The following is a 26,336-nucleotide window of genomic DNA, read 5'->3' as shown; positions in this document are numbered from 1 at the left end:
AGCAAGCCCTGGCTGCCACGCGATAGGGCGGTTGACGCTGCCGCCCGGCGACAGCAAGGCGCTGGCCATGCGCTTCTTTTCCGACAATGCCGCTCCGGTTCATCCCAAAGTGATGGCGGCGCTCGCCGATGCCAACACGCTCGACACCGCCTATGACGGCGATGCGCGGTCCCGGGCGCTCGATGCGCGCCTGTCCGACCTGTTCGGCCGCGAGGTCGCGGCGCTGTGGGTGCCGACCGGTACCGCCGCCAACTGCCTCGCCCTGGCCGCGCTCTGCCCGCCTCATGGCGGCGTGGTCTGCCACCGGGACGCCCATATCCAGAACGACGAAGGCGGCGCCCCGGAGTTCTACACACATGGCGCCAAACTCTTCCTAGCCGACGGCGAGGGTGCGAAGCTGACGCCGGAGACGATCACGACGGTGATCGATGGGATCGCCAACGACGTCCACCGCGTCCAGCCGCACGCGATCTCGATCACCAACGCCACCGAATATGGCCGGGTCTATACGCCCGACGAGGTGGCGGCGATCGGCGCGCTGGCAAAAGAGCGCGGGCTGGGCCTGCACATGGATGGCGCCCGCTTCGCCAATGCGGTGGCGACTCTGGGCTGCACGCCGGCCGCCGTGACGTGCGACGCGGGCGTCGATGCGCTGAGCTTCGGCTTCGTCAAGAACGGCGCGATGAGCGCCGAGTTGCTGGTCTTCTTCCGCACCGATCTTGCCGCAGCGACGCTCCACCGCCGCAAGCGCGCCGGGCTACTGTTCTCCAAAGGGCGATATCTGGCGGCGCAGGTGCTGGCGATGCTGGAGGATGACCTGTGGCTCGACAATGCCCGCGCCGCCAATGCGCGGGCGGGCGAGCTCGCCACCGCGGCGGGGCCGCGGCTGGTCCATCCGGTCGAGGCGAACGAGGTGTTCCTGCGCGCCACTCCCGAAGAAGCGGCAGCGCTGCGCGCCGAGGGCTTCGACTTCTACGACTGGGCGGCCGGCGAAATCCGGCTGGTCACCGCCTGGGACAGCCCAGCGGATCAGGTCGCCGCGCTCGCCGCCGCGATCCGCCGGCTGTGAGCGAGGCGCCCGCGCCCCAGTCGACCCGCGCGGCGATCCTCGTCCCCTTCGCGCTCGTCACGCTGATCTGGGGATCGACGTGGCTGGTGATCCGCGACCAGCTGGCGGTGGTGCCGCCGAGCTGGTCGGTCACCTACCGTTTCCTCGTCGCCGGCCTCGCCATGGCGGTGGTGGCGAAGGTGAAGGGTGAGCGCGTGGCGCTCGACGGACGCGGATGGATGTTTGCCGGCGCGATCGGCCTGTTCCAGTTCTGCCTCAACTTTAATTTCGTCTATCGCGCCGAGCATCACATCACCTCCGGGTTGGTCGCGGTGGTGTTCGCGCTGTTGCTGGTGCCGAACGCGCTGCTGGCACGCGTACTGCTCGGGCAGCAGATGGGGCGGCAGCTGGTCGTCGGTTCCGGCGTCGCGATGGCCGGCATCGCGCTCCTGTTCCTGCACGAGGCGCGGGTCGGGCCGGCAGGCACGGCGGCGACGCTCGCCGGGATCGGTTTCACCGGTGTCGCGATCCTAGCGGCATCGATGGCGAACGTGCTGCAGGCGACGCCGACCGCCCGACGCTATCCGATGATGGCGACGCTGGCCGTTGCCATGCTGATCGGAGCGGCGATCGACGGCGTGGTCGCATGGTGGCTGACCGGGCCGCCGGTGGTCGAGATGCGCGCGGCCTATTGGGCGGGCATCCTCTATCTCGGGCTGGCCGGATCGGCGCTGGCCTTCCCGCTTTACTACCGCGTGCTGCGTGTGATCGGACCGGCCAAGGCGGCCTATTCCAGCGTCATCGTACCCGTCATCGCGATGCTGCTGTCGACGCTGTTCGAAGGCTATCGCTGGTCGCCGCTCGCCGCCTTGGGTGCAGCGCTCGCCGGCGTCGGGCTGGTGATCGCATTGAGGGCACGCAGGCCCAATCGATAATCGGGATAGAGCGGGCGCCAGCCGAGCACCCGCTTCGCCCGGCCGTTGGCGACCCGGCGATTCTCGGCATAGAAACCGCGCGCCATCGGCGACAGCGTCTCGATCGCGACCAGCGGCGGCGGCGGCAACCCGAGCAGCCCGGCCGCAAAGGCGACCACATCGTCCTGCGGACACGGTCGATCGTCGGCGAGGTTGTAGGCCCCCGCCGGGGCGCCACGCGCGGCGATCACGCCCGATACGATGTCGTCGACATGGACGCGGCTGAACACCTGATCGGGCAGACCGACGCGATGCGCCCGCCCCTGCGCCACGCGGTCGAGCGGCGAGCGGCCCGGACCGTAGATGCCGGGCAGGCGGAACACGCGGGCCCCGCGTGCCAGCCAGTCCGCATCCGCCGCCGCCCGCGCGGACCGCCGCCCGCCGCCGGTCGGCGCGCCTTCATCCACCCAGGCGCCACCCGCATCGCCATAGACGCCGGTCGACGACAGATAGCCGAGCCATCGCCCGGCGAGCGCATCGCCATAGCGGACGAGCACCGGATCGGCCCCGTCCTCCGGCGGCACCGACGACAGGATGTGCGTCGCCGCCGCGATCGCGGATCGCACCGCCGCTGCATCGTCGAAACGGAGGGTGCCGTCTCGTCCGTCGCGTGTCGTGCCGATCACCGCACCCGGCCACGCGGCGGCGACGCGCGCAGCGGTGTAGCCGAGGCCGAAGATCAGCAGCATCGGGCTCGACCGGTCATCGCTGCGCCATCGGTCCCTTGTAGGTGGTGCCGAAATAGTCGCCCTTGTTCCACACCGGCCGGCTCGGACCGTCGGCGATCTCGCGGGCGATGGCATAATTGGTGGCGACGAAGCGGACGCCCTGATCCCACAGGATCGGCTGCGTCAGGTCGTCGCCCGGCCGGTGATAGCGGTTCTCCATGAAATCCTCGAACGGCGCCTTGCCCGCGCCCTTGATCCCCGGCCACAGGAAGACCGACGGGATGCCCTTGCGCACGAAATTGAAATGGTCGGACCGGGCGAAGAAACCCTGTTCGGGCATCGGATCGGGTGACAGGCCGACGCCGACGCTGTTCACCGCGCGGGTGACGATCGGCCCCAGTGTCGAACGCTGCGCACCGAAGGCGATCATATCCTCGAACTTGTAGAGCAGCACAGGCATGTCGAGATTGACGTCGGCAACGATGTCGCGGAGCGGCACGGTCGGGTGATTGACGAAATAGCTCGACCCGATCAGCCCCTTCTCCTCGCCGGTCACGGCCAGGAACATGACGGTGCGCTTGGGCGGCTTGCCGCTGGCGGTGAAGCGCTTCGCCTCCTCGATCAGGCTGGCGATCCCGATCGCATTGTCGAGCGCGCCGTTGTTGATCCGGTCGCGGCCCGGCGCATCGTTCGCCCCGGCGGCAGAGACGCCGATATGGTCGAGGTGCGCGGACAGGACGACCACCTCCTTCGACAGCGCAGGATCGGCGCCCGGCACGACGCCGATGACGTTGCTGCTGTCGGCCGGGGTGAAGGCGGTGCGCGTCGTCGCGGACAAAGTGCCGGTCAGCGCCGCCGCGGTATAGCGGGGATCCTTCTTCTGCGCCTCGGCGACGATCGCCTTCCAGGGGGTGGCGCTGCCGGCGAACAGCCGCTCGGCCGTGGCGGTGCTGAGCGTACCGAGCACCGGCGTCGTAGGCGCGGGGCTGTAGCCCACCCCGGCCGGCGTCGCCCAGGTGGTGCGGCCGTAGGCATAACTGCGCGCCATGTCCTTGGGCAGGTTGCGGTCCGCGCCTGCACGTGGGGTGGGAAGCATGACGATGCCGACCGCACCGTGTGCCGCCGCGATCTCCGCCTTGGTCGCCATGGAGCCGAAATAGGCGCGCTCCTCGCCCGGGAAGCTGGTCGGCGATCCGCCGAAGATCGCGACGATCTTGCCGCGCGCATCGACGCCCGCATAATCGTCGACACCGAACTGCGGCGCGACGATCCCGCGGCCGGCGAAGACGAGCGGGGCCGATACCGTCGTTTCCGCGCTCGCCGGGTTGGCGGCGGGCACATAGTCGACGCCGAAGGTCAGCGCCTGCCGCTTGCCATCCCTGCCGGTCAACGCCATCGCGCCCTCGCCTGCCGCCTTGTAGGTGACGAGCGGCACGCGTTGCAAATAGCTGCCGTCGTCCCCCGCCGGGCGCAGGCCGGCGGCATAGAATTGCGCCGCGACATATTGCGCCGCCACGTCATAGTCGGGCGTGCCCGCCTCGCGCCCCTTCATGGCATCGGAGGCGAGGAACATGACATGCGCCTTCATCGCTGCCTGATCGGCCGGCAAGGCTCGGTTAAGAAGGGCATTAGCCGCCGCCGTATCGGCGCCCGGCGCTTGCGCCACGACGGGCGTGGCAAGGGCGAGCGCAGCGAGCACGCCGAAGGAACGGATCATGTGGGGGTAATCCTGGTTAAGATGACGTTGCCCGTACCGTAACAGCGCCGCCGCCCCATGCAAGTCGTCGGCAGAAGGACTGGCAGGCCGCGCCCGCGCTCCTATAAAGGAGACATGCTCGACGTCTCGCAATCCATCGCCCAGCCCGTTCATCAGGCGCCCGCAGGGGGTGCACCCCAGGCGATCGGGCGGCACGATTACCACCCGCCGGTGTGGATGGTGCCGGATATGCGCTTGATATTCGACCTTGATCCCGCCGCGACGCGGGTGACGGCGACATTGTCGGTGACGCGCAACGGCGCGGCGGGCGAGCCGCTGCGGCTGGACGGTGCGGGGCAGGAACCGCTCGCGGTGCGCGTCGACGGCGTCGCCGTGAACGACTGGCGGATCGAAGGCGAGCAGCTGGTCGTGCCGCTGGCCGGCGATGCCCATAGCATCGAAACCGAAGTGGTCATCGCGCCCGACCGCAACACGCAGCTGATGGGCCTCTATGCCAGCGGCGGCATCCTGTGCACGCAATGCGAGGCGGAGGGGTTCCGGCGGATCACCTATTTCCCCGATCGTCCCGATGTGCTGACCCGCTACAGCGTGCGACTGGTGGCGGACAAGGCGCGCTATCCGGTGCTGCTGGCCAACGGCGATCCGGTCGATGCGGGGGATCTGGCCGATGGACGCCACTGGGCGGAATGGAACGACCCCTTCCCCAAACCCTCCTATCTGTTCGCGCTGGTGGCGGGCGACCTGGCGGTTAATCGCGGCAGCTTCACCACGCAATCGGGCCGCGAGGTCGCGCTCGGCATCTGGGTGCGCGCCGCCGATATCGACAAGACGCATCATGCGCTCCACGCGCTCAAGCTGTCGATGGCGTGGGACGAGCGCGTCTACGGCCGCGAATACGACCTCGACGTGTTCAACATCGTCGCCGTGGACGATTTCAACTTCGGCGCGATGGAGAACAAGGGGCTTAACATCTTCAACAGCCGCTACATCCTCGCCGATCCCGACACCGCCACCGATTACGATTACGACGCGATCGCCGCGGTGGTGGCGCACGAATATTTCCACAATTGGTCGGGCAACCGCATCACCTGCCGCGACTGGTTCCAGCTGTCGCTGAAGGAAGGCTTCACCGTCTATCGCGACCAGGGCTTTTCAGCGGACCAGGGGTCTGCCGCGGTCAAGCGGATCGAGGATGTCCGCGGGCTTCGCGCGGCGCAATTCCCCGAGGATGCCGGGCCGCTCGCCCATCCGGTGCGCCCCGAAAGCTACCTTGAGATCAGCAATTTCTACACCGCGACGATCTACAACAAGGGCGCCGAGCTGATCCGGATGATGGCGACCATCCTGGGTCCGACGGCGTTCCGCGCGGCGACCGACCTCTACTTCCAGCGTTTCGACGGGACGGCGGCGACCTGCGAGGATTTCGTCGCCTGCATGGAAGAGGCGAGCGGCGTGGACCTGGCGCAGTTCCGCCTCTGGTATTCCCAGGCCGGCACGCCGCGCGTCGCCGCCAGCCTGTCCCATGTCGCGGGTGAGGGGCGGGCCACCCTGCGCCTCGCCCAGCACGTGCCGGGGACGCCGGGCCAGCCCGACAAGCAGCCGATGGTGTTGCCGCTCAAGATCAAGCTGTTCGGCGGCGAAACCGGTCGCGCGCTCGGTGACGAGCAGCTGGTGCTTCTGAACGAGGCGTCGAGCACCATCGTCTTCGACGGCATCACCGAACGCCCCGTGCTGTCGATCAATCGCGGCTTTTCGGCACCGGTCATCATCGAAAGCGACCGCAGCGCCGCCGAACTCGCTTTCCTCAGCGCGCAGGACGACGATCCCTTCGCCCGCTACGAGGCGATGCAGCAGCTGATGCTCGACACGCTGGTGGCCGGCGCCGTCGAGGGCCGCGCCGACCATGATGCCGTGGTGACCGCAGTCGCCAATACGCTCGCCGACCGGACGCTCGATCCCGCCTTTGTCGCGGAAGCGGTGCTGTTGCCGTCCGAAAGCTTCGTCGGCGATCAGCTGGCGCTGGTCGATCCGGAGGCGATTTTTCGAGCGCGCGAGGCGCTGCGCCGCGACCTCGGCGAAGCGCTGATCCAGCAATGGCGCGATGCCTATGCGCAGGCGCCGGGCGGTCCGTACGTCTATTCGCCCGCCGCCAAGGGCGCGCGGCGGCTGCGCAGCGTCGCGCTCGGCTATATCGCGGCGAGCGGCGCAGCCGATGCCGCCACCCTCGCCTTCCGCCAGTTCGAGGCGGCGGACAACATGACCGACCGGCAGGGCGCGCTGACCACGCTCGCCAACGGCAAGGCCGACGAGCGCGAGGCGGCGCTCGACATCTTCTACAACCGCTATGCCGGCAACAGCCTGGTCATCGACAAATGGTTCCAGACGCAGGCGCTGTCGTCGCGCGACGACACCGGCCAGGCGGTGGCGATGCTGGCGCAGCATCCCGACTTCACGCTCGCCAACCCCAACCGGGCGCGATCGCTGGTCGGGGCGTTCGGGGCCAACCAGCGGGCATTCAACGCCGTGGACGGTTCGGGCTATCGCTTCCTTGCCGACCAATTGATCGCGCTCGACAAGCTGAACCCGCAGACCGCGGCGAAGCTGCTGCCGCCGCTCGGCCGCTGGCGCCGCTTCGACGCCGGCCGATCGGCGCTGATGCGCGCCGAGCTGGAGCGGATCGTCGCAACGCCCGGCCTGTCCAGGGACCTGTTCGAGCAGGCATCGAAAAGCCTGGGCTGATTGGGGCTTATCCCAGGTGAGCGGATAAGCATTGCCGGTCGGCGGCGGCCGGCCTACGCTCCGGCCGTCGGGCTGGGAGAGTCGTCCGTGGTAGTAAGGCGTTGGGTTGCGGCGGTAGCGATGAGCGCGCTTCTGGCGGGCTGCGGCGGCGATGGCGGTGGCGGTGGCGGTGGCGGGTCGGGCAGCACCGCGGCGAGCGGCGGCACCGTCACGACGGCGGGCTGTTCGCTGCGTGAGCGGCAGGACTGGGTGAACGCGCAGATGCGCGAATGGTACCTGTTCCCCGACACCCTGCCCGCCAGTCTCGATCCCGCCGGCTATGGCACCGTCCCGGATTACCTGAACGCGCTGACCGCGACGGCGCGGGGGCAGGGCAAGGACCGCTATTTCACCTACCTGACCTCGATCAAGAGCGAGAACGCCTATTACGGATCGGGATCCAGCGCCGGCTTCGGCTGGCGGCTGGCGATCGACGGCAGCGGGCGGTTGCAGGTGACCGAGGCGTTCGAAGGCGCGCCGGCGCTTGCCGCGGGGATCGATCGCGGGGCGGAGATCCTGGCGATCGGCACCACCACCGGCAATCTGCAGACGGTGAGCAGCCTGTATGCCGCCGGCGGCTCCGCACTGAGTGATGCGCTGGGTCCGAACACGGCGGGGACGGCCCGCGTGTTCCAGATCCGCGATGGCAGCGGCACACGCAATGTGTCGGTGGCCAAGGCGGACTTCACGCTGGCGCCGGTATCGAGCCGCTATGGCGCGCAGATCATCACCGACGGCGGCCAGCGCTACGGCTATGTCAACCTGCGCACCTTCATCGACACCGCCGATCCCGCCTTGCGCGCCGCCTTTGCGCAATTCCGGTCGGCCGGCATCACCAACATCGTCGTCGACCTGCGCTACAACGGCGGCGGGCTGATCAACGTCGCCGAGCTGATGAGCAACCTGCTCGGTGCCAACCGCCAGACGTCGGAGGTGATGACCTATACCACCTTCCGCTCCGAAAAGGCGGCGCGCAACACGACGACCTATTTCAACCCGCAGCCGCAATCGGTCGCGGCGACCCGCATCGCCTTCATCGGTGCCGGCGCCACCGCCTCGGCGAGCGAATATGTCATCAACGCCTTCATCCCCTATCTGCACGCGAATGCCGGGCTGATCGGCAGCAACACCTATGGCAAGCCGGTCGGCCAGATCGCGCTCGACAGGAGCGAGTGCGACGACCGGCTGCGGGTCATCGCCTTCGCCCTCCAGAATGCGGCGCGGCAGGGCGCCTATTACAGCGGCCTCGCCGGCACGGTGGAGGCGAGTTGCCGCGCCGCGGACGACATCAACTATCCGATGGGCGATCCGCGCGAAGCCTCGACGCGGGCAGCGCTCGACTTCCTGCAAGGCAAGAGCTGCACGCCGATCGGTGGCTCCGCGACGGCGAGCGCCGAGGCGCGCGCGCTGTCGGTGCCGTTGAGCCGCGAGGCGTTGCAGCCCGATCCGGCGAAGATGTCGCCGGCGCAGCGTGAGGTGCCGGGGCTGTTCTAAGCCGTGCCCGGCGGCTAACCGGCTGCCTGTGCTCGACGATCCCCTGTTCCTCGCCATGGCCGCGCTGGCGGTGATCCTGGTCGGCCTCGCCAAGGGCGGGCTGTCGGGATTGGGCGCGCTCGGCACGCCGTTCCTCGCGCTCGCCGTGCCGCCGGTGGAAGCGGCCGCGATCCTGCTGCCCATCCTGGTGGTGCAGGATGCCGTCAGCGTCTGGGCGTTCCGGCGGACGTGGGACGGCTGGGTGATCGGCTGGATGCTGCCGGGCGCGCTCGCCGGCATCGCCGCCGGCTGGGCCTTTGCCGCGGTGCTGCCGACGCCGGCGGTAATGGCGATGCTGGGCGGCATCACGCTCGGCTTCGGCCTGTGGCGGCTGTGGATCGAGCGCGGTGGCCGGGCGGTCGCCGCGTCGCGCTCGCCGGGCTGGGTCGGCAGCCTGTTCGGCCTCGGCATGGGCTTCGCCAGCCAGATCGCCCATGCCGGCGGCCCGCCGTTCCAGATGTGGGTGGCGCCGCGCAAGCTGCCGCACGAGCGCTTCGTCGGCACCGGCGCGATCCTGTTCGCCATCGTCAACTGGGCGAAGGTGCCGGCGTATCTGGCGCTGGGGGCGTTCACCCGCCAATCGCTGATCGCGTCGGCGGCGCTGCTGCCGCTGGCGATCGCGAGCACGCTGGCCGGGGTGTGGGTGATCCGGCGGATGAGCCCGCAGCGCTTCTATGGCATCGTCTATGCGCTGATGGTGCTGCTCGGCGCGAAACTGCTGTGGGACGGGATCGGAGGATAGGATGACACCGCGGATCGACCCGAGCTGGATGGCGCCGCTCGCCGAGGCGCTGGCCTGCCCGAGCATGGCGGCGCTCGATGCCTTCCTCGCGGCCGAAGCGGCGGCGGGCAAGGCGATCTTTCCCCCCGCGGCGGACCGGTTCCGTGCGCTGGAGCTGACGCCATTGCCGCGCGTCAAGGTCGTGATCCTGGGGCAGGACCCCTATCATGGACCGGGGCAGGCGCACGGCCTCGCCTTTTCGGTGCAGCGCGGCGTCAAGGTGCCGCCGAGCCTTATCAACATTTACAAAGAGCTGGACGCCGACCTCGGCATCGCACCGCCGCGCCACGGCCATCTGGAGCATTGGGCGCGGGCCGGCGTGCTGCTGCTCAACACGGTGATGACCGTGGAGAGCGGCAAGGCCGCCTCCCACCGCGCCCGCGGCTGGGAGCGATTCACCGATGCGGTGATCCGCGCGGTCGCCGCCAAACCGGAACCGGTCGTCTTCCTGCTGTGGGGCGCGCATGCGCAGGCCAAGGCGAGCTTCGTGCGGACGGTGGAGCAAGGCGGCGCGCATCTGGTGCTCGCCGCGCCGCATCCCTCGCCGCTGTCGGCCTACAAGGGCTGGTTCGGCAGCCGCCCGTTCAGCCGGACCAACGCCTTTCTGGAGAGTCACGGCGTGGCGCCGGTGGATTGGGCGCTGCCGGACGCGTGACGGCGGCGGACGGCGCGGGTGCCGGCACGGCTGTCGGCACGGCTGTCGGCACGGCTGTCGACAGGGCTGTCGACAGGGCTGTCGACGGGGCGGAAGTTGGCGAAGTTGACGGCACGTCCCCGTCGCAATCGGCTCCGGGATCGGGCCGCCCCGCCCGCGTTTCCAAAAAGGCGTTCCATTCGGCCTCGCGGCGCGCCTCGTCCTGCCGCTCCTCGGCCTCCTCGCGGGCGCGGGCGGCGCGCTCCTGCTGCTCCTTCTCTTCCGCCTCGGTGACGTAGCGTGCGGGCTGGTGGCGATGGCGCGGCGGCGGCGGCCGGTCGCCGGCATCGCGGGCGTAGGCATCGGCCTCCACCGCGTCGGTCATCTGTGCGAGCGTGATCGCCGCCGCATCGGGCGCGCGCTCCGCCCGGCAGCCGTCCAGCCATGCGCCGTAGCGCACCGGGTCGCGATAGCGCAGCAGGAACATGGTCAGCCGTTCGTCATAGCGGCGGCGTTCACCGATCTGCTCGCCCTGGTAGAAGATCGGCTGTGCGACGCCGTGCAGCGCGCGCGAGAAGGCGGCGTCGGCAAGCCGCTGGATGGCATGATCGAGCGCCAGGTCCCAGGCGAGGCGAAAGCTTTGCGCCTCGACGCGCCGTCGCAGGGCATAGGCCCCGGTGGTGCTGATCCCGACGCGCTTGCACGCCTCTGCGACGCAGCCCGATTCGGCGAGGGCGTGGATGAAGCCGGTCTGCCGCTCCGGCGTCCAGCCATCGTGGCGGTGGCGGACCTCGGCAGGGTCGAAGTCATCGGCACCGGTGAACAGCGGCGGATCGAGCGGCTCGACGCGGCGGGCCGGACGGGCGGAGGGCCGCGGGGCGGCGCGACGGCGTGCATGGGTCATGCCCGCCTATGAGGCACGATCGATCCAACAAAGGAAGCGGCGCCGGCGGTACGGCGGGTGGATTGCCGCCGCGGTGTGGCGTGGGGGCATCCATCAGCGGGCGTGGGGGTGGCGTGACAGGACGCCGACCGGTCGTGGTTTCATACGGATGTTGAAAGTTGCAAAGCCACTTTCAACGAAAACGGCTTTTCGTTGAAAGTGGCGTAGGAGGATTGTAGGTCCGTCCAATGGATCGCAACGGCTTTTTGGACCGGGCTACCGGTTCGCTCATCGCGACTATCGGCAATCGCAAGGCCTTTGTCCCGGCGCCCCTGCCGCCGGATACCATAGATGTGCAGCGTATATTGCCCGAACTGACGCGGGCGACGCAAGCCGTGGGCGAACTGAAGGGCATCGGTCGGACCGTATCGAATCCCCTCTTGCTCGTCCGCCTCCTGCAGCGGCGTGAAGCCGTCTCGTCCTCCAGTATGGAAGGGACGTACACGACATTGTCGGATCTGTTTCTGTTCGAAGCCGGCGCCAGCGATGCCGCGATCCGTGGCGATACACGCGAAGTCGCCAACTACGTACGAGCGTTGGAAGGCGCGATCGAGGGGCTGGCGATTCTTCCTATCTCGACGCGGCTGATCCGCGATGCGCATCGCATTCTGCTGGCCGATGTGGCGCGCCACCGTGGTGCCAGCGTCGAAGCGGGCGAGTTGAAACGCGACCAGAATTGGATCGGAGGACGTGGACGCATCGATAGCGCACGCTTCATCCCCGCTCCGCCTGCCGAAACGCCCCGTGCGCTCGACACGCTGATGGCATTCGTCAACCGCGAAGAAAGGCCGTCGCCATTAATCGATGCGGCGCTGGCCCATTATCAGTTCGAGGCAATCCATCCCTTCGCGGATGGCAACGGACGCGTTGGGCGAATGCTCATCACGCTGATGCTGCTTGACAATGGCACGCTACCGCAACCGCTTCTCTACATGAGCCCGTATCTCGAACGGCACAAGGATCGCTACATCGACCTGATGTACGCCGTATCGCGAGACGGCGCGTGGGAAGAATGGATCGCCTTCTTTTTAGAAGCCGTTGCCGCGTCGGCAGAAGAAACGATCGCAGTGGTCGAACGCCTGCAAGACCTCCAGCGCCACTATCGTGAACGATTCCAGACGGCTCGACGATCTGCCTTGATGCTGCGCATCATCGATCTCGCCTTCGCAAGACCGGTGCAGTCGATCACTGACCTTGCCGACGCCTTGGACGTGACGTGGCAAGGCGCCGCGAACAATGTGCGCGAACTTATCGCCCAAGGCGTAGCCGAAGAGGTCGAAGGCAGTTACCCCAAGCTGATCCGCTTCCCCGGCATATTGGAAGTCTTGCAGGTCGGGTAAGATCGTCTTCGGCTTGGAAGCGGCGCGGTCCTGCGCCGGCCGCTACTCCGCCGCCGGCAGATACACCTCGCTCCCCTTCTCGCGGAAGCGCTCGCTCATCGCGGCCATGCCGGCTTCGGCGTCCGCTGCCGCGGACTTGCCGCCGGCGAACAGGGCGCGATCCGCGTCGGCGGCGTCCGCTGCGACGAAGGTGTCTACCGGAGCATTCTGCTTTGCGGCGAAGTCGCGGACTTCCTGGGTGATCTTCATGCTGCAGAATTTGGGGCCGCACATCGAGCAGAAGTGGGCGGTCTTGGCGCCTTCCGCGGGGAGGGTCTGGTCGTGGTACTGCTCGGCCGTGTCGGGGTCGAGGCTCAGGTTGAACTGGTCGCGCCAGCGGAATTCGAAGCGGGCGCGGCTGAGGGCGTCGTCGCGCAGCTTGGCGGCGGGGTGGCCCTTGGCGAGGTCGGCGGCGTGGGCGGCGAGCTTGTAGGTGACCACGCCGACCTTCACGTCGTCGCGATCGGGCAGGCCGAGATGCTCCTTGGGCGTGACGTAGCAGAGCATCGCCGTGCCGTACCAGCCGATCATCGCCGCACCGATGCCGCTGGTGATGTGGTCGTAGCCCGGCGCGATATCGGTGGTGAGCGGCCCCAAAGTGTAGAAGGGCGCTTCGCCGCACACCTCCAGCTGCTTGTCCATGTTTTCCTTGATCTTGTGCATCGGCACGTGGCCGGGGCCTTCGATCATCACCTGCACGTCCTGCGCCCAGGCGCGGTGGGTGAGCTCGCCCAAGGTGTAGAGCTCGCTGAACTGCGCCTCGTCGTTGGCGTCGGCGATGCTGCCGGGGCGCAGGCCGTCGCCGAGGGAATAGGCGATGTCATACGCCTTCATGATCTCGGTGATCTCGTCGAAGCGTTCGTAGAGGAATGATTCCTTGTGGTGCGCGAGGCACCATTTCGCCATGATGCTGCCGCCGCGGCTGACGATGCCGGTGACGCGCTTGGCGGTCATCGGGATGTAGGGCAGGCGGACGCCGGCGTGGATGGTGAAATAGTCGACGCCCTGCTCGGCCTGCTCGATCAGCGTGTCGCGGAAGATCTCCCACGTCAGCTCCTCGGCGATTCCGCCGACCTTTTCCAGCGCCTGGTAGATGGGGACGGTGCCGATGGGCACGGGCGAGTTGCGGATGATCCATTCGCGCGTGTCGTGGATGTTGCGGCCGGTCGACAGGTCCATCACCGTGTCGGCGCCCCAGCGGATCGACCAGACGAGCTTGTCGACTTCGCTGGCGACGTTGCTGGCGACGGCGCTGTTGCCGATGTTGGCGTTGATCTTCACGAGGAAGTTACGGCCGATCGCCATCGGTTCGGATTCGGGGTGGTTGACGTTGTTGGGGATGATCGCGCGGCCGCGGGCGACCTCGTCGCGGACGAATTCGGGCGTCACGAAATCGGGGATGGCGGCGCCGAAGGATTCGCCGTCGCGGGCATATTCGCGCAGCCGCTCGCGGCCGAGGTTTTCGCGGGTCGCGACATATTCCATCTCGGGCGTGATGATGCCGCGGCGGGCGTAGTGCATCTGGCTGACGTTGGCGCCGGCTTTCGCCCGCAGGGGGCGGCGGACGGTGTTGGGGAATTGCGGCACGCCGCCCGAACGGTCGGGACCGAGCTGGCCGTTGTCCTCCGGCCGGATCTCGCGGCCGTCATAGGCCTCGACGTCGCCGCGGGCCATGATCCAGTCGCGGCGCAGCTGCGGCAGGCCGGCCATGATGTCGATGCGGGCGTTGGGATCGGTATAGGGACCCGACGTGTCGTAGACGCGCAGGGGCGGCTCGCCCGAGGCGGGGTCGAGGTGGATTTCGCGCATGGCGACGCCCAGCGGGCCGACGTGGACCTTGTGCGATCCGCGGATCGGCCCGGTGGTGACGCCGATTTCGGTGCGGGCGGGAACGTCGGCCATGGTCTTGCTCTCCAATGGACGGAGAGCGGGCGGTTCATGGGTGTGAGACCGCTCCCTCCCTCCGCCGGTGTCAACCGGATCAGGTTCAGCGGGTCGAGGGCTGCGGCCCTCCTCTCAAGCGCCGGTTATCGCGCTCCCCCGGGGATGGGGAGGGTGTACGCGCTTTTTGGGACATTGGCCAATCGAAACGTCGCGCCTGTGGCTAGCCCTTAACTGCGCGCTCCTCCCCTGCTGCCCAGGGGAGGAGCGTGCGAGGTCAGCCGCTGGCGGCGCTGGTGCGGATGTTGCCGTTGACGCCCGAGGGGAAGAACCCGCCCGATCCAACCGCGGCCTTGTTGAGGTAGACGATGTTGAGCACCTGGCCGGTCGACCGGCTGTAGGCGAGGCCGTTGGTGTCGGTGGGGACGATGTTGGCCGTGGTTGCGTCGCCGATGCCCTGGTCGATATCGCCGCTGCCATCCAGGCTGTCGCGCGCATCGGAGATGAGGCGGGCGTTGTTGAGGATGGTGGGGTTGTAGAGCGCCTGGGTCGCATCGACGCCCTTGCGGTAGAGCGTCGAGCGGATCAGGCCGGCGTGGTAGCTTTCGGTGGCGAGGATGCCGGCCGCCGCCTCAAGGAACACCGCATTGTTGATGAGCGGCGAGGCGCCCTTGTACGCGGACACGCCGACATCCTCGAACAGATAGGCGCCGAGCAGGAAGCTGATGTCGTCGGCATAGGGGTTGAACACCCCCGTCGCACCGACGACGCCCGCCGCGCGCGCGGCGGCGGTGAAGGCGCCGGTCGCATCGCCGGCGATGTTGATCGCCGGCATCGCCACCGCCGAACTGCCGAGCACGGAGCGGAGGAAGACGACGTGCTGGATCTCGTCGAAGGCGATCTCGCGCGCATATTGCGCGACGATGGGATCGGAGAAGCTGACGGCGGCACCGCCGGTCACCGCGCCCAGCGTGCCGATGCCGGAGGTGAGGCCGGCGGACAGCGGCTGGCCGAACGCCGCCCAGCTGTAGAATTGCGCCTCGAGATATTCGAGGTTCAGCGCGAAATTGAGCACGTCGGCATCGGCGCCGACGGTGGGCACGGTCGCACTGGGCGTCGGCGTGGGCGACGAACTGCCGGTGTCGCCGCCGCAGGCGTTGAGCAGCGACAGCGCGCCGGCCGACGCGGCGGCGCCGCCGGCATAGCGCAGGAAATTGCGGCGTTCGGCGCGGCGTTCGGCGATCTTGTCGAAGATGGCGGCGTTGCGCGCGATGTCGGTCGAATGGTCGGTCATCGGGTCAGATCCCCTGGATACGCGAGGGTGAGGGACGAGCGGACGGATCAGGAGGCGACCGCCGCCTTGATCGTGCCGTTGAGGCCGGAGGGGAAGAACCCGCCCGCGCTCGCCGCCGCGGCGTTGAGGTAGACGATGTTGAGCACCTGGTTGGGGGTGCGGGTGTAGGTGATGCCGTTGGCATCGACCGGCGCGATGTTGGACACCGTATAGGACACCGAGGGCGTCGGCGTCGGCGACGGGGTGGCCGTGGAGGTCGGCGTGGGCGTGGGCGTCGGAGTCGGCGTCGCGGTGGACGAAGGCGTCGGGGTCGGCGTGACCGAGACGGTGCGCGTCTGTGCGGCGATGCCCTGGTCGATATCGGTGCCGCCATCCAGGCTGTCGCGCGCGTCGGAGATCTTGCCGGCCTGGTCGATCAGCGTCGAACCGGTGGCGAGCCCCTTGCGGTAGAGTTCGCTGCGGATCGTCGCGGCATGATAGGCCTCGACGGCGAGGATGCCGGCGGCCGCCTCGACATAGGTCTTGGTGAGCAGCGGGGCCGCGCCCTTGTAGGCGGTGACGCCGACGTCCTCGAACAGGAAGGCGCCGAGCAGGAAATTCTCGTCGCTGGCATACGGATTGAAGGTGCCGCCGGCGGTGATCAGCCCGGCCGCGGTCGCGGCGAGCGAAAAGGCGGTGCCTGGCCCGACCGAGATGTCGATCACCGGCTGCGCCACCGCGACGCTCGCCCCCAACGTGTTGCGCAGATAGGTGACGTGGGCGAGTTCGTCCGCCGCAATCTCACGCGCGTAGCGGGCGATGACGGGATCGCTGAACTGCACCTGCTGGCCGCCGCGCACCGCGCCTGCGGTGCCGGTGCCGCCGAGCAGGCTGGCGGGCAGGCCGGCACCGGTGGTGGCGTAGGCATAGAATTGCGCCTCGAGATATTCGAGGTTCAACGCAAAATTGAGGATATCCTGATCCGTGTAGGTCGTGGTCTGCGCCTCGGCCCGCTGCGCCAGCGTCAGCGCGGCGGTGCCGGCGGCGGTGACCGCCATCGCGCCGAATGCGTTGCGGAAGAAGTCGCGGCGTTCCTCGCGACGGGCGACGCGGGCGTCGAGCGCCGCGGTCATCACGGCGCTGTCGATATCGGTTCGGGCGGTCATTACTCGGGTTCTCCCCATGACGCGGGCGGAAACGAGCCGCCCAGGATGCCCGCAGCCGTTCCGCATCCGGCCCGGTGCGTCAAGCCCGGACGCGTGCGAATCGGCCGGTCGGAGGCGATGAGCGGCACGATGGACGCGTCTGCCGCCCGTTTCGCAGGCACGCCGGCGCCTTGACACGCTGCTGCCATGGCATGGCAGGATGCCAAACGGGAGGACGATGGCCGATGTCTCGCGCGCAGCGACTGCTCGATCTGATCCAGGCGCTGCGCCGGCATCGCCGCCCGGTGGCAGGCGCGGTGCTGGCCGCCGATCTCGGCGTGTCGCTGCGCACGGTGTATCGCGACATCGAGACGCTGAAGGCGCAGGGCGCCGATATCGAGGGCGAGGCGGGCCTGGGCTATGTGCTGAGGCCGGGCTTCCTGCTGCCGCCGCTCATGTTCTCCGAGGAGGAGATCGAGGCGCTGGTGCTCGGCTCGCGATGGGTGTCGGACCGGGCGGACGGCGCGCTGGGCGCCGCCGCGCGCAACGTGCTCGCCAAGATCGGTGCGGTGCTGCCGGAGGCGCTGAAGGAGGGCATGGGGGCATCCGGCTTGTTGATCGGTCCCGGGGAACGGATCGCGACGCGGGAGAGCGACCTCGTCGCCATCCGTCATGCGATCCGGTCCGAATGCAAGATACGGATCGGTTACGCGGACGAACGGGGGAGCACCACCGAGCGGACGATCTGGCCGCTCGCCCTCGCCTTCTTCGATCGGGTTCGCGTCGTCATCGCCTGGTGCGAACTGCGCGGCGGCTATCGGCATTTCAGGATCGATCGCATCGCCTCGCTCGATCCAACGACGGAACGCTACGCCGGGCGGCGCGCGAGGCTGCTGAAGGCATGGCATGCCGTGCAGAACGTGCTCGAACAATGACTGCTGACAGAAACTGACAGTGACGCGTCGTACCCCGTACATCGGCCGGCGCCCGATCCTGCGCGCCGCCGAGGAATGAGGGGATCGTGATGCCGGAGTTCAATTTTCTGCTGCTGCATGTCGCCGATCCGGCTGCCAGCGCGGCCTTGTACCACGCGCTGCTGGGCATCCCGATCGTCGACCGGAAGCCGCACATCGCGCTGCTGCCCCTGCGCGAGGGCGTGATGCTGGGCCTGTGGTCGCGCGAAACGGTGGAGCCGGCGAGTTCGGGCGGGACGGGCGCGAGCGAGATCGCCTTTGCCGTCCGCGATGCCGCGACGGTCGAGACGATGCACGCCGATTGGCGGCAGCGCGGCCTGAGGATCGTACAGGCGCCGACTGCGATGAGCTTTGGCATGACCTTCGTCGCGCTCGATCATGATGGCCACCGGCTGCGGGTCTTTGCGCCGTCGGCGGTGTGAGCGCGCCGTGGGGGGCGGATGTGGAGATCGACCTGCCCAATCCCCTCCCTGGACCGCAGGGGTTATCGGATATAGCTTGAACCGCTGCCGGCTTGGGGTGGAGGGGCATGCCAGACCGGTATTCCCCCGTCACCCCGGACTTGGTCCGGGGTCCACCGCGCCGCAAAATTAGTAGCGTATGGGTATGCGGCACGGTGGATGCCGGACCAAGTCCGGCATGACGGAGGTTGAAGAACACCACCGCGGATTGGACAGCCAATATGCGATAGCCCTCATCCAGACCGGGAGGCGTGTCGGGAAGCGTCGTAATCGATGGAGTGAGGATGATGGGTGGACCGACAGCCGCCGACGCGCTGTTCGCGCGCTTCGCTCGCCCGCCCTGCGCCGATACATTGGGCTGGCAGCTGGTCGCGGCCGATCCGGCGGCGGGAACGGTGCGAGTGACGATGGAGGGGCTGCCCGCCTTCTGCAATCCGGGTGGCACCATCCAGGGCGGTTTTCTCGCCGCGATGCTGGACGATACGCTGGGCCCCGCATTGCTCGTGCGGTCGGGCGGGATGCATTATGGCGCGACGATCGCGCTCAACGTCAGCTACCTGCGCCCTGCCCGGCCCGGCCGGTTCACCGGCATCGGCCGGGTGGTGGAAGCGGGGAAGACGATCGCGTTTCTGGAGGCGGAATTGCTGGACGCCGATGGTCGGTGCGTTGCGCGTGCCACCGCGTCGGTGCGGGTCGTTGCGATGGCCGCTATCGGGCAAGCCGAGACGCCGGGGGCTGGAGGGACAGTGCCCCTCCAGCCCTGACGGTGCGGTTATCCGAGGCCGACGGTGAAGGCCGGGTTGGGATTGTTGGTGCCGCTCGGGAAGAATCCGCCGCGGGTGCGGTTAGAGCCGTTGACGTTCAGATAGGCGATGTTGTGCACCTGTTGCGTGGTTCGGCTGTAGGCGATCGCATTGGTGTCGGCCGGCACGATGTTCGATACCGCGGTGGCGAGGACGCCGATGTTGGTGCCGGCGATGCCCTGGTCATCGTCACCCGATCCGTCGAGCAGGTCGCGCGCGTCGGAGATCTTGGTGGTGGCGGTGATGAGGTCGGCATTGCTGACGCCGCGGGTGTAGAGCGCGGTGCGCACCAGACCGGCATGATAGGCCTCCGCCGCCAGGATGCCGGCCGCCGCGTCGAGGTACATCGCCGAGATCACCGGCGAGGCGCCCTTGTAGGCGGTGACGCCGATATCCTCGAAGATATAGGCGGCGAGCAGGAAGTTGGTCGGGCTGGCATAGGGATCGAACGTGGCGTTCGCCCCGACCACCCCGGCCGCGCGGGCGGCAGCGGTGAATGCGCCGGTTGCGGTGCCCGAGATGTCGATCGCCGGCTGTGCCACCGCCGACGCGCCGAGCGCATTGCGCAGGTAGATGACGTGCGCATTCTCGTCGCCCGCAATTTCACGCGCATACTGGCCGATCAGCGGATCGCCCGAGAAATCGACCGCGCGCGGGAAGCCGGCGCCGGAGCCGGTGACGACCGCTCCTTGCGTGCCGGTGCCGGTGAGCACGGCCGGCGACAGGCCTGTGCCGAACGCCGCATAGCTGTAGAATTGCGCCTCGAGATATTCGAGGTTGAGCGCGAAATTGAGCACGGCGACGTCGGTGCTGGCCGTGGTCGCCGTGGGGGTCGGCGTCGGAAACGGCGTCGACATGGCGCCGTCGTCGTCACCGCAGGCGGCGAGCAGCGAGAGGCCGCCGACGGCGGCGGCGCCGCCGGCTGCGGCCTTGATGAAGGCCCGGCGCGCATTGCGGCGGGCGATGGTCGCGTCGACGATGTCGAGGACCGAGCTGTCCTGGGTCATGGTGCGTCCTCTTCCGATCAGTTCGCTGCGCTCGCGCGGAGCGCGGTGTTGCCGTTGTTGATGCCGTTGGGGAAGAATCCGCCCGCGGTGACCGACTTCGGATTGAGGTAGACGACGTTGAGCACCTGCGCCGGCGTGCGGCTGAAGGCGAGGCCGCTGGGATCGAGCGGCGCGATGTTGGCGACGATGCCGGTCGCGTTGGTCGTCGGCGAGATGCCCTGGTCGAGATCGGTGGAGCCGTCCACCGAATCGCGCAGGTTGGAGATGGTGTCGGCGGTGGTGCGCAGCGACGGGGTGTTGAGCCCGCGCGCATAGAGCGCGGTGCGGACGAGCGCGGCGTGATACGCCTCTACCGCCAGGATGCCGGCCGCCGCCTCCAGATAGGTCTTGTTGTTGAACAGTGCGCCGGCTGCGCCCTTGTAGGCGGTGACGCCGACGTCTTCGAAGACGAAGGCGGCGAGCAGGAAGCTGTTGTCGTCCGCATAGGGATCGAAGCCGGTGATGGCCGGGCTGGCGGCGGCTGCCGCAGCGGCGAAGGCACCGCCGGCCGATCCCGAGATGTTGATCTGCGGCATCGCGGCGGTCGAGGCGGCGCTGCCGATCGCATTGCGCAGGAAGGTGACGTGCGCGACCTCGTCGGCCGCGATCTCCCGCGCATAGGCGGCGATCGCCGGATCGCTGAACTGCACTTGGCGGGCCGAGCCGGCGCCGGTGCCGGTGACCACCGCGCCCTGCGTGCCGACGCCGCCGGTCAGCAGGTTGTTGGGCAGGCCGGTGCCGAACGCCGCATAGCTGTAGAATTGCGCCTCGAGATATTCGAGGTTCAGCGCGAAGTTGAGCACGTCGATCTCGGAGGGGCCGGTGGACTGCGCCTCCGCCTCGCTCGCCATCGACATCGCCGCCGCGCCGGCTGCGGTCACTGCCGCGACGCCCATGGCGTTTTTGAAGAATGCGCGACGATCGTCGCGCCGCCTGGCGCGCGCGTCGAACGCCTCGATGATCTGGTCCGCCTGCGTCATCGTCAGCAACCTCCCACAACCTAATTCCGTCAAACGCCGCCGCCGTGCCACTGCACGGATCGACCCGGTTAACTTCGATCAGGTACGCGCGGACCCGGCAAAGGATGCGGAGGATGAAAAAGAAAAGCGCCGAACATCCGATCGAACCTGGATCAAACCGGCAAGTTCGCAACGGGTTGTTGCCCGATGGTGCAAGTGACGTTAGCCATGGACGCCGTGTCCGCGACCGACCCCAATCCGGCCGATGCTGCCCGCGCCGCCCTGGTGGACGCCCTGATCCGTACCGGCGAAGAGGATCGCGAGGCATTTCGTGCGGTGTACCAATCGACATCGGCGAAGCTTTTCGGGATCTGCCTGCGTATCTGCGACGACAGGCAGGGTGCCGAGGACGTGCTGCACGACGTATATCTCACCATCTGGAACCGCGCGGGCGCCTATCAACCGGGGCGGGCGAGCCCGATTTCCTGGCTGGCGACGATCGCGCGCAACCGGGCGATCGACTGGCGCCGGCGGCAGGGGCGCAGCCAGGCCGCGCCGGTCGAGGCGGCCGACGCGCTGCCCGACGCTGCGCCGGTGCAGGACGACGTGCTGCTGGCGGAGGAGGCGCGCGCCCGGCTGCACCTGTGCCTGGATGCGATCGAGGGGCGGCAACGCACGGCGATCCGCAGCGCGTTCTTCGGCGGGCTGACCTATGCCGAACTCGCCGAACGGCAGGCGGTGCCGCTGGGGACGATGAAGAGCTGGGTGCGGCGCGGGTTGCTGGCGCTGCGGAGGTGCCTGGATGCCGCCTGATCCCGCCCTGCCCGATCCAGCGGGGACCGATCCCGACCTCGTTGCCGCGGAGCTGGCGCTGGGGCTGCTCGACGGCGCCGAGCGCGAGGCGGCGTTGCGGCGGCTGGCGCGCGAGCCCGGCTTCGCCATCGCGGTGGAATGGTGGCAGGCGCGGCTGGCGGCGCTGTTCGCGGCTTGGCCCGGGGTGGAGGCGCCGGCCGCGGTGGCGCGGCGGATCGAGGCGACGCTGGATGCGCGCGGCCGCGCGGCGAACGACGATGCCGCGCCGGTGGCTGCGCAGCGGGCGGCACGCTGGCGGCGGGTGGCGATCGGTGCCGCCATGGCCGCCTGCCTGTTGCTGGCGGTGACCGCGACGCTGCTGCTGCGCCCCCCGCCCGCGCCGGTGCGCGTGGCGGTGCCGGTGCCGGTGCCCGTGGCAGCGCCGCCGCCGCTGCTCGCCGCGATCGTGCCGAGCGGCTGCGGTGCGCCGATCGCGGCCGCCTACGATCGCACCGCCGGCACGGTGCGGATCGCGGGCGCGGTGGCCGCGCCGGCCGGGCGGGTGGCGGAGCTGTGGGCGATCCGGGGTGCCGAGCCGCCGCGCTCGCTGGGGCTGCTGCCGACAGCGGGCGCGGCGCGGATCGCCGTCGCGCCGGCGCTGCGCCCGGTGCTGGCGGCGGACACGGTGCTCGCCGTCTCGATCGAACCGGCCGGCGGATCGCCGACCGGCCTGCCGACCGGACCGGTGGTGGCGACGGGCAAGCTGAGCGGTTAGGCCCCCTCCCGACCCAGGAGGGGACGCCCGGCGTCAGAAGGTGTAGGCGATCCCGACCGCGCCGAGCCACTGGTTCTTCGAACCGGCGATGCTGACCAGCGGGCTGTTGGCGAAGTCGTTGAGCATGCGGCGGTAGGTGGCGCCGGCGACGACCTTCCACCCCTGCAGCAGGTTGCCGGTCAGCGAATAGGTGGCGAGGCCGCCCAGCGTATAGTTCTTCCACCCGCCGCGCGCGTAATAGGTCGGCAGGCCGCTCGCGACCGTCTGCTGCGGCGACACCGAGAAATAGGTGGTGGCATAGCCGCGGCCGGCGCGCTCGGCGGAGGCGAACAGGCCGACCGCCGCCTTGGTGCTGAGCGGCGTCAGATAGTTGACGCTCGGCTGCCAGATGCCGCTGTCGTGCGCGCCCGCCACGTCGTGGCGGTAGCTGACGGTCACCGACAGTTTGTCATAGGGGCTGGTGATGACGCCGGTCTTGCCGATGCCGACATAGCCGCCGAGCTCGATCGCCGTATCCACCTCGCCCAGCGCGCGAACGCGGCGATCGTCGATGCTCTTGACGCTGTTGCGGTTGAAGTTGACGACGCCGATCGGCCCGGCCTGCAGGTCCCACACCGGCCCCGGCTGGTTGCGGATGAGATCGACGCTGAGCCGGTTGCCGGCGAGGGTGAAGGCATAGCCCTTGATCGAGCCGATCGCCGCAGGCGCGGGCACGAAGCGATAGTCGTTCGAGCCTTCGTAATCGGTCAGGTAGACGCCGGCGACACCCGCGGTGATCATATCGCGATCGACGTCGAGCTGCGCCGCGGTGGCGGCCGAGCCGGTGTCGGGCGGCAGCCCCTGCGCATCCTGGGCGAAGGCGGGCGCAGCGACCGTGGCAGCCGCAACGGCCAGCGGCAGGAAAAACTTGGACGACAAAGGGTTGGCTCCGAACCTGTTACGTCGCCGTAACGCGGCGCGATCCCTTATGGCTCCACCGTTCGGACTAGAGGATGTAACGCATCGTGATCTGTTGCCGGTTTGCATCACCCGTCACCGCGAACCGGGCGGCGGCGAAGCGCGGCGGGCCGAAGCGGATCGCCGGATTGCGCGAAAAGCCGAAGCCTTCGCGCGGGATGCCGGCGAAGGTATCGAGCTTGGCATTGCCGTTCTCGTCATGGATCACCGCCACCGCATAATTGCCGAGCGGCAGGCCGTCGAAATGCATGGCGTGCGCGCCGGCGGGCACTGAACGGGTGATGGCATCGGCATCGTCTACGCAGGCGGGGAAATTATCCGGATCGGCGGTCAGGCAGACGCGCAGCAGCCCCTTGGCCGAGCGCATATGGTCGACGCCGACGTCAAGCCGCGCGATCGGCGCCGCGCCGAGCACCAGCGCCGCCGCTGGCAGCAGCGCCGCCAGCCGGGCCACGCGCCGCCGCCCGGGCATGCGAGCGCGCGAAATCACCGACCCCCCGGTCGGTGCCGCACAGGCGATCCCAGAAGCGGAAATAGAGCCCATAGTTACACCCGTATTGCTCGTGGTGGCGTTGATGATGGCTTGCGGTGATCAGCCATGCCCCCAATGGCCCCCGCCACATGAACCGCGGGAAAACCTCCCACCCCATATGATTGGTCACACCCATAACCGTCATCACCGCCAGCACGAAGCCCAGAGCGCCGACGTGGATCGGAATCAGCAGCACCAGTAGCGGAATTGCCACAGCCCCGGTCACCGCCTCGATCGGGTGGAAGGCCATCGCCGCCCAGGCGGTCGGCGGGCGGCTGGCGTGATGCACCGCATGCGCCGCCTTGAACACCGCGGGCCGATGCATCCAGCGATGCGTCCAGTAGAACCAAGTGTCGTGGAGGACCAGGTAGGCGAGCACCGACACCGGCAAATACCATAGCGGCCGGGCGTGCACGTCCTCGTAGATGCGCGTCCAGCCATGCGCCTTCCACCCCCAGGCGAGGACGCCGGCGGGGATGCCGTAGATCGCGGCGGAGGCGAGGCTCCAGGCGATCTCGCGCCGCATCTGCGCATCGAGGCCACGGTAGAGGCCGGGATGCCGCACCCGCGTCGCCGCCGCGAACGCGCCCGAGACGATGAGGTAGCGGACCCCGACGATCAGCGTCATCGCCAGGGCGGACAAGGTGATGGCGAGCAGCATGGGTGCGGTATAAAGGAAACGGGCCGGCGGGGGCAGGTGTTTATTGGGTCGGCTGGTGACGGTAGCCAGTGAGCCGGGAGCGTCGTGCGTGCGGAGACGCCCCCTCCCCCGCTAAAGCGAGGGAGGAAGCGGTTACCCCCCCCGCCAGGGCAGGGCTGGCGCATATGGGCCGCCTGATCCCGGGCACTGGTTTTTAACCTTCGTCATGCCGGACTTGGTCCGGCATCCACCGTGCCGCACACCAATACGCTATTGGTTGCGCTGCACGGTGGACCCCGGAACACGTCCGGGGTGACGAAGGGTATTGGGAGGGCATGCCCCTTTACCCGAAGCCAGCAGCCATCCCAGCCATAGGCGCCCTCCCCCGCCAGGGGGAGGTGGCCGCCGCAGGCGGTCGGAGGGGGAGGTAAGCCGCGAAACCGATGCTTGCACGACACGCCTCCCGCCGGCGCCGTTCACCGCTCCAGCACGCATACCGCCCGGCCGTTGTACGCCGCATCGCGCGCCGGCCGGTAGCCGAGCTTCGCCGCGAGCCGCAGCGATGGCGCGTTGGCGGGATCGATGATGCAGGTGGTGCGCGCGATGCCCTGCGTCGCCGCCCAGGCGAGGATCGCGGTCAGCGCCTCCCCGGCATAGCCCCGGCCGTGCACGGCGGGCGCGAGCACCCAGTTCGCCTCGGGCAGGATCAGCGGCGGATCGATCGCGCGCCGCGCCTCCATCAGCCCGCCTTCGCCCACGACCGTGCCGGCGGCATCGCGCCACACCCAGCTGCCATAGCCGAACGCCTGCCACTGCCCGATCGAACGCAGCAGCCGCAGCCACACCTCCTCGCGACTCCGCGCCACGCCGCCAATCATCGCGTAGACGGCGGGTTCGGCCCACATCGCCGCCAGCGCGTCGAGATGCTCGGGGTGGTGCGCGACGAGCGAGAGGCGATCGGTGGCGAGGGCGGGCGCGGTCATGGCGAACAGGCTAGGAGCGGCAGGAAGGGATTGGAACGGTACACAGTCGCGGGGCGGCCTGACAAAGCGGCCTTCAGGTCAGCAGATCCCAGACGGCGCTGCGACATTCTGGGTGAAAATCGTGACAAGCCGTACTTGAGTTTGGAGTTGGCGAACATTTCTTGTTCATGATACGCAAGTCGGGTGGCTGAGCGTTACGAACCCTCTTCAGCTTTTCTGAAAGCGGTTGCGGCAGAGGAACTGCCGCTCACAGGTTCGGTATTCGCTGACGAGAACATGCGACAGCTCATCGCAATGACGCAGGATGACGACCTCTCCAACCGTGACTGGGCGACGATGCTTCTCGCATCAGAAGAAGCCGATACGCTCTACATCCGCGAGGCGCTGCTATCGGCAGCAAAGGACGAAAACGACTTTGTACGCGCAGAGGCGCTTGTCGGTATTGCGCAGCGTGATCCAAGTTTGGCGCTACCGCTCGTTCTTGAGGCGTTATCTGGTGAACAGGTAAGTATGCCCGTGTTCGAGGCGGCCGCGTTGATTGCTGATCCCGCCTTGGTGGATGTGCTACGGCCTTGGACGCAGCCGTCGGATAACGAGTGGCTCGACCAGCTAGCGCGCGACGCCTTGGCAGCTTGCGAAGGTGGCAAATCCGTCCTCTAG

25 protein-coding genes and 1 riboswitch are annotated in these 26,336 nt (G+C 68.6%); of the genes, 13 read left to right on the top strand and 12 right to left on the bottom strand.

Features of this window, described 5'->3' with window-relative positions:
• The first annotated feature begins 67 nt into the window (after positions 1 to 67).
• The gene (locus tag AC4GY7_RS14240) at positions 68 to 1,069 is read left to right on the top strand and encodes a threonine aldolase family protein (protein WP_491115384.1); all 1,002 of its coding nucleotides are present in this window, start codon (positions 68 to 70) and stop codon (positions 1,067 to 1,069) included.
• Complete coding sequence (locus tag AC4GY7_RS14235) at positions 1,066 to 1,983, top strand: DMT family transporter (protein ID WP_491115252.1); 918 nt, start codon at positions 1,066 to 1,068, stop codon at positions 1,981 to 1,983. Before AC4GY7_RS14240 ends, AC4GY7_RS14235 begins: the two co-directional genes overlap by 4 nt.
• Here AC4GY7_RS14235 and AC4GY7_RS14230 read toward each other — a convergent pair.
• Together AC4GY7_RS14230 and AC4GY7_RS14225 are read right to left on the bottom strand one after the other, a co-directional pair.
• Positions 1,893 to 2,711 (bottom strand): Rossmann-fold NAD(P)-binding domain-containing protein, encoded by an 819-nt coding sequence (locus AC4GY7_RS14230; protein WP_491115250.1) that lies wholly within the window; start codon positions 2,709 to 2,711, stop codon positions 1,893 to 1,895. The genes AC4GY7_RS14235 and AC4GY7_RS14230 overlap by 91 nt on opposite strands.
• Positions 2,712 to 2,724: 13 nt before the next feature.
• Complete coding sequence (locus AC4GY7_RS14225) at positions 2,725 to 4,407, bottom strand: M28 family metallopeptidase (RefSeq protein WP_491115249.1); 1,683 nt, start codon at positions 4,405 to 4,407, stop codon at positions 2,725 to 2,727.
• Between the two features lie 114 nt (positions 4,408 to 4,521).
• On the opposite strand from AC4GY7_RS14225, the gene pepN reads away from it, so the two are divergent.
• The 4 genes from pepN (at position 4,522) to ung (ending at position 10,154) form a co-directional block, all read left to right on the top strand.
• On the top strand, positions 4,522 to 7,146 hold the full coding sequence (gene pepN, locus AC4GY7_RS14220) for an aminopeptidase N (RefSeq protein ID WP_491115247.1): 2,625 nt from the start codon (positions 4,522 to 4,524) through the stop codon (positions 7,144 to 7,146).
• A gap of 120 nt (positions 7,147 to 7,266) precedes the next feature.
• Complete coding sequence (locus AC4GY7_RS14215; protein WP_491115245.1) at positions 7,267 to 8,679, top strand: S41 family peptidase; 1,413 nt, start codon at positions 7,267 to 7,269, stop codon at positions 8,677 to 8,679.
• A gap of 22 nt (positions 8,680 to 8,701) precedes the next feature.
• Positions 8,702 to 9,460 carry a sulfite exporter TauE/SafE family protein gene (locus tag AC4GY7_RS14210; RefSeq protein WP_491115382.1) on the top strand — a complete coding sequence of 253 codons (759 nt, stop codon included), beginning with the start codon at positions 8,702 to 8,704 and terminating at the stop codon, positions 9,458 to 9,460.
• A gap of 1 nt (position 9,461) precedes the next feature.
• The gene (gene ung / locus AC4GY7_RS14205) at positions 9,462 to 10,154 is read left to right on the top strand and encodes a uracil-DNA glycosylase (protein WP_491115244.1); all 693 of its coding nucleotides are present in this window, start codon (positions 9,462 to 9,464) and stop codon (positions 10,152 to 10,154) included.
• Here the strand turns inward: ung and AC4GY7_RS14200 are convergent.
• Positions 10,084 to 11,037, bottom strand: coding sequence for a hypothetical protein (locus AC4GY7_RS14200; RefSeq protein ID WP_491115243.1), 954 nt, complete (start codon positions 11,035 to 11,037; stop codon positions 10,084 to 10,086). The two genes, ung and AC4GY7_RS14200, sit on opposite strands and share 71 nt — an antisense overlap.
• Before the next feature lie 227 nt (positions 11,038 to 11,264).
• Between AC4GY7_RS14200 and AC4GY7_RS14195 the strand changes: the two genes are divergently transcribed.
• Positions 11,265 to 12,416, top strand: a complete 1,152-nt coding sequence (locus AC4GY7_RS14195) for a Fic family protein (protein WP_491115241.1) — start codon at positions 11,265 to 11,267, stop codon at positions 12,414 to 12,416.
• Between the two features lie 42 nt (positions 12,417 to 12,458).
• On the opposite strand, the gene thiC is transcribed toward AC4GY7_RS14195, so the two are convergent.
• From thiC to AC4GY7_RS14180, 3 genes are all read right to left on the bottom strand, one after another.
• A complete protein-coding gene (thiC, locus tag AC4GY7_RS14190; protein ID WP_443583638.1) occupies positions 12,459 to 14,357 on the bottom strand; it encodes a phosphomethylpyrimidine synthase ThiC in 1,899 nt (632 codons plus the stop codon).
• A 52-nt stretch (positions 14,358 to 14,409) separates the two neighbouring features.
• Positions 14,410 to 14,502, bottom strand: a riboswitch (TPP riboswitch).
• Between the two features lie 111 nt (positions 14,503 to 14,613).
• Positions 14,614 to 15,630, bottom strand: a complete 1,017-nt coding sequence (locus AC4GY7_RS14185; protein WP_491115239.1) for a ferritin-like domain-containing protein — start codon at positions 15,628 to 15,630, stop codon at positions 14,614 to 14,616.
• A 47-nt stretch (positions 15,631 to 15,677) separates the two neighbouring features.
• Positions 15,678 to 16,775 carry a ferritin-like domain-containing protein gene (locus tag AC4GY7_RS14180; RefSeq protein WP_491115237.1) on the bottom strand — a complete coding sequence of 366 codons (1,098 nt, stop codon included), beginning with the start codon at positions 16,773 to 16,775 and terminating at the stop codon, positions 15,678 to 15,680.
• A 224-nt stretch (positions 16,776 to 16,999) separates the two neighbouring features.
• Between AC4GY7_RS14180 and AC4GY7_RS14175 the strand changes: the two genes are divergently transcribed.
• From AC4GY7_RS14175 to AC4GY7_RS14165, 3 genes are all read left to right on the top strand, one after another.
• Positions 17,000 to 17,689, top strand: coding sequence for a helix-turn-helix transcriptional regulator (locus tag AC4GY7_RS14175; protein WP_491115235.1), 690 nt, complete (start codon positions 17,000 to 17,002; stop codon positions 17,687 to 17,689).
• A gap of 89 nt (positions 17,690 to 17,778) precedes the next feature.
• Positions 17,779 to 18,150 carry a VOC family protein gene (locus AC4GY7_RS14170; protein WP_491115234.1) on the top strand — a complete coding sequence of 124 codons (372 nt, stop codon included), beginning with the start codon at positions 17,779 to 17,781 and terminating at the stop codon, positions 18,148 to 18,150.
• 326 nt (positions 18,151 to 18,476) lie between these two features.
• Positions 18,477 to 18,953: a PaaI family thioesterase gene (locus AC4GY7_RS14165; protein ID WP_491115232.1), complete on the top strand. Its 477-nt coding sequence runs from the start codon at positions 18,477 to 18,479 to the stop codon at positions 18,951 to 18,953.
• 8 nt (positions 18,954 to 18,961) lie between these two features.
• Here the strand turns inward: AC4GY7_RS14165 and AC4GY7_RS14160 are convergent, their stop codons facing one another.
• Together AC4GY7_RS14160 and AC4GY7_RS14155 are read right to left on the bottom strand one after the other, a co-directional pair.
• The gene (locus AC4GY7_RS14160; protein WP_491115230.1) at positions 18,962 to 19,999 is read right to left on the bottom strand and encodes a ferritin-like domain-containing protein; all 1,038 of its coding nucleotides are present in this window, start codon (positions 19,997 to 19,999) and stop codon (positions 18,962 to 18,964) included.
• Between the two features lie 17 nt (positions 20,000 to 20,016).
• Positions 20,017 to 21,018, bottom strand: a complete 1,002-nt coding sequence (locus AC4GY7_RS14155) for a ferritin-like domain-containing protein (RefSeq protein WP_491115229.1) — start codon at positions 21,016 to 21,018, stop codon at positions 20,017 to 20,019.
• Between the two features lie 207 nt (positions 21,019 to 21,225).
• On the opposite strand from AC4GY7_RS14155, the gene AC4GY7_RS14150 reads away from it, so the two are divergent.
• Both AC4GY7_RS14150 and AC4GY7_RS14145 read left to right on the top strand, forming a co-directional pair.
• Positions 21,226 to 21,810: a sigma-70 family RNA polymerase sigma factor gene (locus AC4GY7_RS14150; RefSeq protein WP_491115227.1), complete on the top strand. Its 585-nt coding sequence runs from the start codon at positions 21,226 to 21,228 to the stop codon at positions 21,808 to 21,810.
• A complete protein-coding gene (locus AC4GY7_RS14145) occupies positions 21,800 to 22,564 on the top strand; it encodes an anti-sigma factor (protein ID WP_491115225.1) in 765 nt (254 codons plus the stop codon). Before AC4GY7_RS14150 ends, AC4GY7_RS14145 begins: the two co-directional genes overlap by 11 nt.
• Before the next feature lie 33 nt (positions 22,565 to 22,597).
• On the opposite strand, the gene AC4GY7_RS14140 is transcribed toward AC4GY7_RS14145, so the two are convergent.
• The 4 genes from AC4GY7_RS14140 to AC4GY7_RS14125 all read right to left on the bottom strand — a co-directional run bounded on the left by AC4GY7_RS14140 (position 22,598) and on the right by AC4GY7_RS14125 (position 25,676).
• A complete protein-coding gene (locus AC4GY7_RS14140; RefSeq protein WP_491115223.1) occupies positions 22,598 to 23,482 on the bottom strand; it encodes a MipA/OmpV family protein in 885 nt (294 codons plus the stop codon).
• Positions 23,483 to 23,549: 67 nt separating this feature from the next.
• Positions 23,550 to 23,993, bottom strand: a complete 444-nt coding sequence (locus AC4GY7_RS14135; protein WP_443583647.1) for a DUF2141 domain-containing protein — start codon at positions 23,991 to 23,993, stop codon at positions 23,550 to 23,552.
• A complete protein-coding gene (locus AC4GY7_RS14130) occupies positions 23,905 to 24,714 on the bottom strand; it encodes a sterol desaturase family protein (RefSeq protein WP_491115221.1) in 810 nt (269 codons plus the stop codon). The genes AC4GY7_RS14135 and AC4GY7_RS14130 overlap by 89 nt, the downstream gene beginning before the upstream one ends.
• A 455-nt stretch (positions 24,715 to 25,169) precedes the next feature.
• Positions 25,170 to 25,676 (bottom strand): GNAT family N-acetyltransferase, encoded by a 507-nt coding sequence (locus AC4GY7_RS14125; RefSeq protein WP_491115219.1) that lies wholly within the window; start codon positions 25,674 to 25,676, stop codon positions 25,170 to 25,172.
• A gap of 183 nt (positions 25,677 to 25,859) precedes the next feature.
• Between AC4GY7_RS14125 and AC4GY7_RS14120 the strand changes: the two genes are divergently transcribed.
• Entirely contained in the window at positions 25,860 to 26,336 is a 477-nt protein-coding gene (locus tag AC4GY7_RS14120; RefSeq protein ID WP_491115217.1) for a lyase, read from the top strand.

The sequence above is a fragment of the Sphingomonas sp. SP5 genome (genome assembly GCF_058313455.1).
Note: the sequence above shows the minus strand (reverse complement) of the source record. Positions and strands in the feature narration are given on the sequence as shown.